The following is an 11,424-nucleotide window of genomic DNA, read 5'->3' on the forward strand; positions in this document are numbered from 1 at the left end:
GTTAAACATGAAGGATTGGCATAAAAGTGTAGTCTATCAAATTTATCCGAAGAGCTTTAATAGTTATTACAATAGAGAAACCGGGGATATAAAAGGTGTTACAGAGAAACTAGATTATTTAAAAGAACTCGGAGTGGATTATATATGGTTAACACCGATATACCAATCACCACAAAATGATAATGGATATGATGTAAGTGATTACTACAGCATTGATCCATCTTACGGAACGATGGAAGAGTTTGAAGAACTTTTAGCAGAAGCGAAAGTACGTAACATTGAGATTATGCTTGATATTGTTGTAAATCATAGTTCGACTGAACATAAGTGGTTTAAAGAAGCGAAGGAAGATAAAAATAGTCCATATCGTAATTACTATATTTGGCGTGATGAAAAAAATAATTGGCAGTCTAAGTTTGGTGGATCTGCTTGGAAATATGATGAGAAGACGGAGCAATATTATTTACATTTATTTGATGAAACACAAGCTGATTTAAATTGGGAAAATGAAAAACTTCGTGAAGAAGTATATGATATGATGCGTTTTTGGCTGGATAAAGGAGTAACAGGATTCCGATTAGATGTCATTAACTTAATTTCAAAAGACCAATGTTTCTTAAACGATGAAGGTAGTACTGCGACAAGTGATGGACGTAAGTATTATACAGATGGTCCGCGTGTTCATGAATATTTACAAGAGATGAACCGAAATGTTTTTGCAGGAAAAGATGTAATTACAGTTGGAGAAATGTCATCTACGACAATTGATAATTGTATTAAATATTCTAATCCTGAGCGTAATGAATTAAGCATGACGTTTAGTTTCCATCATTTAAAAGTAGATTATCCGAATGGTGATAAGTGGACGAAAGCAGAGTTTGATTTTATTAAATTAAAAGAGATTATGTCTAGCTGGCAAATTGAAATGCAAAAGGGCGGAGGATGGAATGCGTTATTTTGGTGTAATCATGACCAGCCTCGCATCGTGTCACGCTTTGGTGATGATGGAAAGTACCGAAACGAATCTGCAAAAATGTTAGCGACAGCCATGCACATGCTGCAAGGAACGCCTTATATTTATCAAGGGGAAGAAATCGGTATGACGAATCCTAAATTTGAGTCCATCGAGCAATATCGTGATGTGGAATCGTTAAATATATACGATATAAAGCTAAAAGAAGGGCTATCAAAAGAAGAGATTATCGGGATTTTAAAGCAAAAATCTCGTGACAACTCTCGCACTCCGATGCAGTGGAATGAAGAAATGAACAGTGGTTTTACAACAAGTACACCTTGGATTTCAGCGGCTGAAAACTTTAAAGAAATAAACGTAGAGAAGGCATTAGAAGATAAAGAGTCCGTATTTTATCATTATAAAAAGTTAATAGAACTTAGGAAAACGTATGATGTAATTACAGAAGGAGAATATGCTATTTTGGATAAAAATGATCCTAAGATTTGGGCATATACTCGTACTACAGAAAGTGAAGTGCTGCTTGTTATAAATAACTTCTATGGAGAAGAAATAACGTACTCTGTACCAGCGCACGTTCAATTAGATGGAATGAAACAAGAAATACTACTGTCGAATTATAAAGATGCTAGCAAGGATATTACAAAACTTAGCTTAAGACCATATGAATCAATTGTGTATCGATATACGAAATAAAAGGTTGTATGCCGCATGGGCATACAACCTTTTATTTTAGGACACCACTGTACAAAATGTTTACCTCTACCTCAGGTTTGAATTTTACTTTTGCATAATCTTTATTCCAATTTTTCTTCTTCCATAAGTCAGGGTGATAGGCGATAAGGTGTCTGCCGATACCGAAAGCATCACAGTTTGCTTTTTGTAACTTTTTCGTTATCTTTTTAGCTTCTTTCGTAAGTTGTGTAGACAATTCTTTATTTAGTTTTTTTCTTTCATCCATTTTGTAAAGATTATCTCTCGGAGCTTCAAGCGCTATAACTTTTAGTTGGAGCTTAATGTGAGCATAAACATTTCCTTTTTTATCTGTTGTTATTTTTAAGTCGCGTTTTAACTTTCGATTGCTAATTTCCATTGTTAAATAATCAGATGTTTTCTCTGATTCATCGCTAGTAAGCTTTTGGGTTATACGGGCACTTGTTCCCATTTTTCCAGTTAATAATACGAATAAAACAGATTGTTTCAAAGGTAAATGCCCAGTTAATTTATCATTATTAAATAAAGCTAGACCGTTTGTAATCACTTCTTTTCCTTTTATTTTTATAGAAGGGAGGGTAAAGTCTTTACCGGGATCTAACATTTTTGTAGCAGCTGTTTCTAAAGTTTCTTTTGGAAACACACTCATATCTTCTAAACTTTTCACTTTTTTCTTTAGAAAATCTCCAATTAGTAAATTTCCTACTTTCTTTTTTTCTAGTATCTCGGATGTTTCACCATCTACTGCAATAAGTTTTACTAAAGCAGTTGGGTTTGTTGGGTCCCGAAAGCTGACATCTAAATAAGGTAATATACCTTTTTTTAGGATTTTGGTTCCGAGTAATTGAACGCCATATTTAAAATAGCGAATATTCCCAGTCACATTTTTTTTTAGGGCATCGCTTGTATCCCTTATGTTATGCCCGTTTGCTGAATGTATTTCATTTTCGAATGAAGATTGCTCGCCGCTTGAACTTTTTACGAGTTCAAGCGTTTGCTGAAGTTTATTCTCTTCCGTAATATCATAACCAATGCTATAAGCTAATCTGGCTTCTCTTAATGGCTCTTGATCCCAACAGCCAGAAAGGAGGGAACTAGTACATAATATAAAAAGTAATTTAACTCTTTTTTGGAACATACTGTTCTCCTTTCTTATTTCTTATTACTGAATAAAGTAGAAATAAAAGAGGGAGGACAACGATGAAAATATACGTGAACTTATCAGTGAAAGTTGAAATTACTTTTAATTCTTCAGGTGTATCTATAAATAAGGCTACACTAAAAGCAATAATACCGACGATTGGAACAGCTTTTTTATGATTAGCAAGATTGAATATATGCCCAACTCCGATTGAAGCAGCGCAATAATAACTAGCAATAGAAGCCACAACTGTTATCATCCATATTGGTATGAATAGTAAATCCGTCCGGTCTATAATCCCGATATGTAAGGAGCGTAATAAGTAAGCAACTGGTTCTGGAATAAGCTCGATTTGTTTTGGGCTAAATACGATATAGCAAATCCAAACAGTAAAAGTATAAAAAAGAGTTACAAATCCGTTAGCGATAGAAATTGCCTTCAGTTTTGCCACAGAACTCCCGTTTACTTTTGGGAAAGCGATAAGAATGATTTCAAAACCATACATGGCTGTAATTGTTTCCTTGGATGCTTGAATTATATTCCACCAGCCGGCTTCTGTAATGGGAAAAATATAAGAGAAATCAGCTCGGGAAAGCCCTAGGGCAATTAAAAGAGCCATGGGCAAAATGAGAATAGAAGCCATGACATAAAATCGTACGATGACTTTAAATGTATTATAGGCTATATAGCAGCAAGCTATCGTAAATAGTAAGAGAATTGCGTACCAAGGGGTCGCTTGCAAAACCCACACTTTAATGACATTACAAGCACTTAACATAACTGTCATACCGATAAGAGTAAAATAAAAAACATAAGCAAAGCCTAATAGTTTTCCAAACTTATTACCAAATAGCATACAAACACTTTCATACATATCTGCATCAGGGAATCGTTTTAAGAAAAGCCACATTAGTAAAATAATAAGCTGAATCGCAAGCCCGGCGATGAGCGCGGAAATCCATCCACCACCTTTTGCTATTGGGTGAAGACGGTTAGGCAGGGAAAGTATACCCACTCCAATTTGGCATTGAATAACGAAAAAGGTAAATTGAACGAGCGAAATTTTACTTTGCGTGTTTGTCACCGTCCTCATCCTCTCTCGTTACATGTTGGCGCTGCATTTTTTTCGGTTTTGGATCATGTGGTCGTTCCCAAAATGACCAAATTGGTAGTCTTACAAAAGAATCTTTCATATCTTTAATCCGCATTGGTGCAACAGGAGAAAGATATGGTGTATGAAAAGAATGAAGCTGACATAGGTGAACGAAAGTTATAATTAGACCGAATGATATTCCGACGTATCCGAATATAGCAGCAAGAATCATTAATGGAAAACGAAGAATTCGAACTGCTGAACTCATATCGTTTGATGGAACGAGAAAAGATGAGATGGCAGTTAAAGCTACAACGATAATCATTGTGTAAGAAACGAGTCCAGCTTTTACAATCGCATCACCAATTACTAAACCACCTACAATACCGATTGTTTGTCCAACTCGGCTTGGCAAGCGAATACCAGCTTCCCGTAATAACTCGAAAATTAGCTCCATTAAGAGAGCTTCAAAAATAGGAGGAAGTGGTACTTTCTCTAATGAAGCTTTAATTGTATACACAAGTTCAAGCGGCAATACATCAGGATGAAAGGCTACGGTTGCGATATATATAGCTGGTAAGAGAAAAGCAATTAAGAAACTCACTAAGCGAATCATTCGGACGAAAGATCCAACAATCCAGCGGTTATTATAATCATCTGGTGATTGATAGAAAGCGAATAACGTAACAGGAACGATAAGTGCTGTTGGATCTCCGTCAGATAAAATAGCAACTCGGCCTTCCATTAAATTAGCGACAGTTCTATCTGGTCGCTCTGTATTTAATTGTTGTGGAAATGGTGAGAAAGACGTATCCTCTATAAATTCTTGTATATATCCTGGAGGCATAAGTGCATCTGTCTTAATCGTTTCTAACCTTCTTTTTACTTCTGTAACTAAATCGTCATTCGCTATGTTTTGCATATAAGCAATAGCTACTTTCGTGTGCATTTCTTCACCGAGTGTAAAATATTTAACAACTACATTTGGACTCTTAATGAGTTTACGAATAGAGGCTAAATTCGTTGCTAAATCTTCTACAAAACCAGTATGCGGTCCACGTACAATACCTTCATTATCAGGCTCTGTTATATCTCTTTTTAAAGATAGAGCCGTTTCAAAAATGCAAAAGCTTTCGACATGTTCATGAAAATATAAAGATTTACCTTGTAATAAAAGCTGCACACCATAATTTAAATTCGTTTCTTTTTTCATATTTAATGTAGAAAAAGCTTTATCTATAGCTAAGTCTGACCGTGTCAATAAAGGCTCAAGAGCTAACTGATGAATTAGATTTGGATCTGCTAAAGATTCGATATATAAGATTATTCCTTTTCCGTTTTGAAAAGGGAGATCTAATTTTTTTATATCATCAGAATGAGAAAGTTTATTTTCAATGTAATTAATGTTCTCCGGAAGTGATGGAAACATATGCTTTTGTTTTTTACTCTCTTGTTGTTCTTTTTTCTCTGTCATAATTTCCACCTCTTTTAAAGTGCAACTGTTTCTGTTAATTTTTGTCGTTTATGAGAAATTTATGCTTGAATTATTTTTTTTAAAGAGGATTGAAAGTTACGTTATATTGTCTTTTGTGCATTATTCAATTTCATAGCAGTACTTCTAACATTTGTGTCGAATTAAGAAGATATATAGGAGGGATATATATGGAAATAGCTGTAGAACGTGTTTTTACGAAAGAGATTTTAAAAAGAGCAGCGGGTTTGTTTCATGTAACAGTAGAAGAAAAGCCACTTGGAGATTTTGAGAATTATATTTTTAAGGCGAAGGGTGATAATGATGAAGATTACGTATTACGTTTAACACATTCTTCTCATCGTTCTAAACAAGAGGTAGAGGCTGAACTAGATTTTTTACGATATGTTGCGGAGAATGGGGCAAAGGTAGCAGGACCTCTTTATTCAACGTCTCGAAATCTCGTAGAAGAAATCGTAGCAGAGGATGGAACGTTCTTTTTCGCGTCTTTATTTGCATATGCAAAAGGCGAGCAAGTAAAAGAGGAAGGATCACCTTATTGGGGAGATGCTTATTTTGAAGCATGGGGAAAAGCGATTGGGCAACTGCATCGCCTAACAATGAACTATCCTAAAACGAATCATCGTGATACGTGGGAAGAAGACGAAAGTGGGATTATTAATGAATTAGAAGATGATCAAGTGAAAAAGATTGCAGCGGTATTAATGGATGAAATAAAAAGTCTTCCAATTGAAAGAGAAACATTTGGCCTTATGCACGGTGACATTCATCCAGGTAATTTTCATTATGATGGTAAAGAGCTAACAATCTTTGATTTTGATGATGCGGCTTATAATTACTTTATACATGATTTAGCAATGGTTCTATACTACTCTGTTCTATTTAAACCGTGGACAGCGGAAGAGAAGACAGACTTTGCTCGTAAACAGCTACAAGTGTTACGGAAAGGCTATGAGTATGAGCACAGACTGGCGGATAGTTGGTATGAATCATTACCACTATTTTTACGTTTGCGTGACATAGGTCTATACGGCACACTCCAAAAGAAGTTTAAGGGGAAAGATATGCCAGATAACTTCCAAAAATTATCTGAAGAATTATATGAAAGAATTATAAGCGAAGAAGCAATTGTGAATATATAATACATTTTGTTCAAAACAAAGTATACAAAATAAATGTATACTTTGTTTTTTTATACAAAAATATGTTTGTTTTATTAAAATAATATTGTCATAGATTCGGTATACATTTATAATTTTTATATATTCTGAATATTCTTGATAAAAAGGAGGGGGAATATTGGAAGCTTTCGTAAATTGGTTAAATAATATTGTTTGGAGTCCAGCACTTGTTTATTTATGTTTAGGAGTAGGTTTATATTTTTCCATTCGAACGAAGTTTTTACAAGTAAGGCACGTAGGAGAAATGGTGAAGCTGACATTTCAGGGAGAAAAATCAGAGGCTGGTGTTTCTTCATTCCAAGCGTTAGCACTTTCTTTATCAGGGCGCGTTGGGACAGGGAATATCGCTGGGGTAGCTACAGCGGTTGCCTTCGGTGGACCAGGGGCTGTATTTTGGATGTGGGCAGTAGCCTTTTTAGGAGCAGGTTCTGCTTATGTAGAATCGACATTAGCACAAATATATAAGACGAAACACCAAGGACAGTTCCGAGGTGGTCCTGCTTATTACATCGAAAAAGGTTTAGGAGTTAAATGGTATGCTTTAGTATTCGTTGCAGCGACAATTCTTGCAACAGGGCTTTTACTACCAGGTGTGCAAGCAAATAGTATTGCTGTAAGTTTAGAAACAGCTTTTGGAATTAACACTACATTATCAGGGGCTTTATTAGTTGTTGTATTAGCTCTTATCATCTTCGGTGGAGTAAAGCGAATCGTTAACGTTGCACAAGTTGTCGTACCGTTTATGGCAGTTGGTTATATTTTAGTAGCTTGTGTTATTGTCGCTATGAATATTGAAAAATTGCCAGAAGCATTTATGTTAATTATAAGAAGTGCTTTTGCATTAGAAGCGGCTTTCGGTGGTATTATCGGTTTAGCAATTTCTTGGGGAGTAAAGCGTGGTATTTATTCCAATGAAGCAGGGCAAGGAACTGGACCACATGCAGCAGCAGCAGCTGAAGTATCACATCCAGCTAAGCAAGGCTTAGTGCAAGCATTTTCCGTTTACATTGATACATTATTTGTTTGTTCAGCAACAGCATTTATGATGATTATTACAGGTATGTATAACGTATTTGATGCAAGCGGAAAAAACTTTATCGTAAATAAATTAAATGGTGCACAGCCAGGACCGGGATATACACAGGCAGCAGTAGAATCTGTTTTCCCTGGATTTGGAAACGGTTTCGTTGCAATCTCGTTACTATTCTTTGCATTTACAACAATTATGGCATATTACTACATTGCAGAAACGAATATAGCGTACTTAAATCGTGATAAAGATCGTCCTTGGTTGTCTATGGTATTAAAATTTGTATTCTTAGGAGCTGTATTCTACGGCTGTATAAAAACAGCAGCAACTGCTTGGGCTTTAGGCGATATTGGGGTAGGAATTATGGCATGGGTAAATATCATTGCGATTTTACTATTACAAAAACCTGCATTAGTCGCATTAAAGGATTATGAAAAACAGAAAAAAGAAGGAAAAGATCCAGTATTCGATCCAGGGCCATTAGGAATTAAAAATGCTGATTTTTGGGAGCATGAATACGGGAAAGATAAGAAAGAGGAAGTATCTTAACAGAATAGAAATGAAGAAGCAAAGGGGAAACTCTTTGCTTTTTTTATGGACAAATTGAAGCTAAAAGTTATTTTTGGGACTATTTTTGAATATAAAAAGAATGTACATGCATTGTTAGGGGAAGGGGGAGTATGTTGATAGAATTTCGTAATGTAAATAAATATTATGGTAACTTTCAAGTTTTGAAAAATATTAATGTGCAAGTGAAAAAAGGCGAAGTGGTAGTAGTTGTGGGGCCTTCAGGATCAGGAAAAAGTACATTGCTTCGATGTATAAATCAATTAGAGGCAATTACAGAGGGAGAATTAATTGTACAAAATACAGAGGTACACAATAAAAAAACGGACATGAATGAATTGCGGCGAAATATTGGGATGGTCTTTCAACATTTTTATTTATATCCACATAAAACGGTTCTTCAAAATATTACATTAGCACCGATTAAAGTAAATAAAGTTTCCAAAGAAGAAGCAGAGAAAACAGCAATGTTTTATTTAGAGAAAGTAGGAATTCCAGAGAAGGCTAACGTATATCCACATCAATTATCCGGAGGACAACAGCAACGGGTGGCAATTGCTAGAGGACTTGCAATGCAGCCGGAAATTATGCTATTCGATGAGCCTACGTCTGCTCTTGATCCAGAGATGATTGGAGAGGTACTTGATGTTATGAAAGCACTGGCTAAAGAAGGGATGACAATGGTCGTTGTCACGCATGAAATGGGATTTGCTAGAGAGGTAGCAGATAGGATCTTATTTATGGATGATGGCCAAATTATTGAAGATACAACACCGGCGAACTTTTTTGCAAACCCTGAACAAGAAAGAGCCCGTTTATTTTTAAGTCGGGTGCTAAATCATTAGAGGAGGAATTTCATGCTTGAAATGAAAAAGTTATTTACTTTAATCGTATTTTCATGTTTATTCGTGCTTGTTGTTGCTGGATGCGGAAGTAAGAAAGATGAGGCAAAGAAAACAAATACGAAGCAAGGCGGGGCTGTTGAGCAAATTAAGAAACGAGGGAAATTAGTAGTTGGGGTGAAGAATGATACGAATTTATTTGGATTAAAAAATCCTTCAACAGGGCAGGTAGAGGGATTCGATGTTGATGTCGCGAAGGCACTGGCGAAAAAGATTCTTGGAGATGAAAAGAAGCTAGAGCTGAAAGAAGTAACGTCTAAAACACGTATTCCAATGCTGAAAAATGGTGATATTGATGCAATTATTGCAACAATGACAATTACGGAAGAACGCAAAAAAGAAGTGGATTTTTCAGATGTATATTTTAAAGCAGGACAATCGTTACTTGTAAAAAAAGGAAGCAATATTAAGAGCGTCGATGATATAAAACAAGGCGTTAAAGTATTAGCTGTAAAAGGATCAACATCTACAAATAACATTCGTCAAAAGTCACCAGAAGCGACTGTATTAGAGTTTGAAAATTATAGTGAGGCATTTACAGCGTTAAAGGCAGGTAAAGGTGATGTGTTAACGACAGATAATGCGATCCTTTACGGAATGGCAAAACAAGATTCTAATTATGAAGTAGTAGGAAAAATTTTCACAGATGAACCGTATGGAATTGCAGTGCAAAAAGGGGCAGATGATTTAACGAAAGAGATTAATACTTTAATTAAAGACATGAAAGCAAGCGGGGAGTATGACAAATTATATGAGAAGTGGATTGGACAAAAACCAGAAAAGTAGATAGTAAAAGTGAGAGGATGAGAGTACTCATCCTCTTCTTGTAAAGAAAGAGGGGAGAATATGTGCCTGATTTTTCTATATTAACGAATAACATTGATATGTATTTAGAAGGGTTTAAATATACAGTTATGTCTAGTGTAATTGCATTGATAGGTAGTTTTATTTTAGGAGTAATTTTGGCAGTAATGCGTATTGCACCTATTCGCATTTTAAATTGGATAGGATCAGCTTTTGTGGAGTTTGTAAGAAATATTCCACTTGTATTAATTGCATTTATATTCTATTTTGCTTTACCTGTAATAGGAATTACTTTAAATGGTTTTGTAGCAGGAACAGTTACGCTTACGGTATATACGGCAGCTTTTATTGCAGAAGTAATTCGCGCTGGTATTTTATCAGTTGCGAAAGGGCAGATGGAAGCTGCTCGCTCTTCAGGGCTAACGTATGTGCAGGCGATGTATTATGTTGTCTTACCCCAAGCAGTGAAAATTGTAATTCCCCCTTTAGGAAACCAGTTTCTCAATTTAGTTAAAAACTCTTCAATACTTGGAATTATTGCTGGTGCTGATTTAATGTATCAAGGAGATTTAATTTCAACGAAGACGTTTGTTACGTTTGATGTTTATATATTTGTCGGGATGTTTTATTTAATATTAACAATTCCGCTCAGTATGCTAGTGCGTTATTTAGAAAAACGCTTGGCAAAGGAGGCGGTGTAAATGGATTTCAAGGGAGCAATTACAGGAGATCATATTCTATTTTTATTAAAAGGATTACTTATAACATTAGAGGTAGCGCTCATAGCAATTGTACTTAGTTTTATTATTGGAAGTGTAATCGGTATATTGCGCTACACGAAAATACCTGTCGTCTCACAAGTATTAGGAGTTATAGTTGAAGTGATTCGAAACTTACCACTACTGTTAATTATATTTTTCACGTATTTTGCACTTCCAGAAGCAGGCTTGAAATTAGAAATTATAACAGCTGCAATTGTTGCTTTAACAATATTTGAGGCAGCAATGATATCTGAAATTGTTAGAAGTGGTCTATTGTCTATTGAAAAAGGGCAGGTTGAAGCTGCAAGATCTTCGGGATTAACGTATGTTCAAGCGCTTTGGCATATTATTTTGCCACAAGCATTAAGGAGAATGGTTCCGCCGCTTGTCAGTCAATTTATTTCATTGCTGAAGGATACGTCGCTAGCGGTTGTTATATCACTCCCTGAGCTTATGCATAATGCTCAAATTATTAGCGGGCAAAATGTGAATTACATGATTCCGACGTTTATAGTAGTAGCTTGTATGTACTTTATCGTAAATTATAGTTTATCAATTTTATCGAGAAGATTAGAACTCCGTTGACTCTTACAATATATGTAAGGGTTTTTCCTTGTTTCTCCTTATTTTCCTCTAAATAGAATCTAAATCTTGCAATAATTCGATTTTTATATTGTTTTATCAGAAAAGTTTTAATTTTATATAGAAAATGTAATCGCTTTCGTGTATATTTTTATTATCAGAAAATTTTAACAGGATATAGGGG

The 11,424-nt window shown here is 35.3% G+C and carries 10 protein-coding genes; 7 read left to right on the forward strand and 3 right to left on the reverse strand.

Annotated features, from left to right (window positions below; translation table 11 throughout):
- The first annotated feature begins 7 nt into the window (after positions 1–7).
- Complete coding sequence (gene treC / locus ACTFO4_RS22170) at positions 8–1,669, forward strand: alpha,alpha-phosphotrehalase (RefSeq protein ID WP_017673734.1); 1,662 nt, start codon at positions 8–10, stop codon at positions 1,667–1,669.
- A 31-nt stretch (positions 1,670–1,700) separates the two neighbouring features.
- Here the strand turns inward: treC and gerKC are convergent, their stop codons facing one another.
- Genes gerKC through gerKA form a run of 3 tightly spaced genes read right to left on the reverse strand, consistent with a single transcriptional unit; the run spans position 1,701 to position 5,395 of the window.
- Complete coding sequence (gerKC, locus tag ACTFO4_RS22175) at positions 1,701–2,825, reverse strand: spore germination protein GerKC (RefSeq protein WP_000486848.1); 1,125 nt, start codon at positions 2,823–2,825, stop codon at positions 1,701–1,703.
- On the reverse strand, positions 2,806–3,912 hold the full coding sequence (locus ACTFO4_RS22180) for a GerAB/ArcD/ProY family transporter (RefSeq protein ID WP_440014375.1): 1,107 nt from the start codon (positions 3,910–3,912) through the stop codon (positions 2,806–2,808). The genes gerKC and ACTFO4_RS22180 overlap by 20 nt, the downstream gene beginning before the upstream one ends.
- Positions 3,893–5,395 carry a spore germination protein GerKA gene (gene gerKA / locus ACTFO4_RS22185; protein ID WP_440014376.1) on the reverse strand — a complete coding sequence of 501 codons (1,503 nt, stop codon included), beginning with the start codon at positions 5,393–5,395 and terminating at the stop codon, positions 3,893–3,895. Before gerKA ends, ACTFO4_RS22180 begins: the two co-directional genes overlap by 20 nt.
- Positions 5,396–5,583: 188 nt before the next feature.
- Between gerKA and ACTFO4_RS22190 the strand changes: the two genes are divergently transcribed.
- The 6 genes from ACTFO4_RS22190 to ACTFO4_RS22215 all read left to right on the forward strand — a co-directional run bounded on the left by ACTFO4_RS22190 (position 5,584) and on the right by ACTFO4_RS22215 (position 11,243).
- The gene (locus ACTFO4_RS22190; RefSeq protein ID WP_440014377.1) at positions 5,584–6,555 is read left to right on the forward strand and encodes a phosphotransferase enzyme family protein; all 972 of its coding nucleotides are present in this window, start codon (positions 5,584–5,586) and stop codon (positions 6,553–6,555) included.
- A gap of 157 nt (positions 6,556–6,712) precedes the next feature.
- A complete protein-coding gene (locus ACTFO4_RS22195; protein WP_000387155.1) occupies positions 6,713–8,173 on the forward strand; it encodes an alanine/glycine:cation symporter family protein in 1,461 nt (486 codons plus the stop codon).
- 134 nt (positions 8,174–8,307) lie between these two features.
- Positions 8,308–9,036 carry an amino acid ABC transporter ATP-binding protein gene (locus ACTFO4_RS22200; RefSeq protein ID WP_002179629.1) on the forward strand — a complete coding sequence of 243 codons (729 nt, stop codon included), beginning with the start codon at positions 8,308–8,310 and terminating at the stop codon, positions 9,034–9,036.
- 12 nt (positions 9,037–9,048) lie between these two features.
- Positions 9,049–9,879, forward strand: coding sequence for a glutamine ABC transporter substrate-binding protein GlnH (gene glnH, locus ACTFO4_RS22205; RefSeq protein WP_440014378.1), 831 nt, complete (start codon positions 9,049–9,051; stop codon positions 9,877–9,879).
- Positions 9,880–9,941: 62 nt separating this feature from the next.
- Entirely contained in the window at positions 9,942–10,598 is a 657-nt protein-coding gene (locus ACTFO4_RS22210) for an amino acid ABC transporter permease (protein WP_001112667.1), read from the forward strand.
- Complete coding sequence (locus ACTFO4_RS22215; protein ID WP_000345960.1) at positions 10,599–11,243, forward strand: amino acid ABC transporter permease; 645 nt, start codon at positions 10,599–10,601, stop codon at positions 11,241–11,243.
- The last annotated feature ends 181 nt before the right edge of the window (positions 11,244–11,424 follow it).

Origin of the sequence: Bacillus cereus group sp. MYBKT14-1, assembly GCF_051915185.1 — a bacterium.
In the GTDB taxonomy this organism is placed as follows: Bacteria; Bacillota; Bacilli; order Bacillales; family Bacillaceae_G; genus Bacillus_A; species Bacillus_A cereus.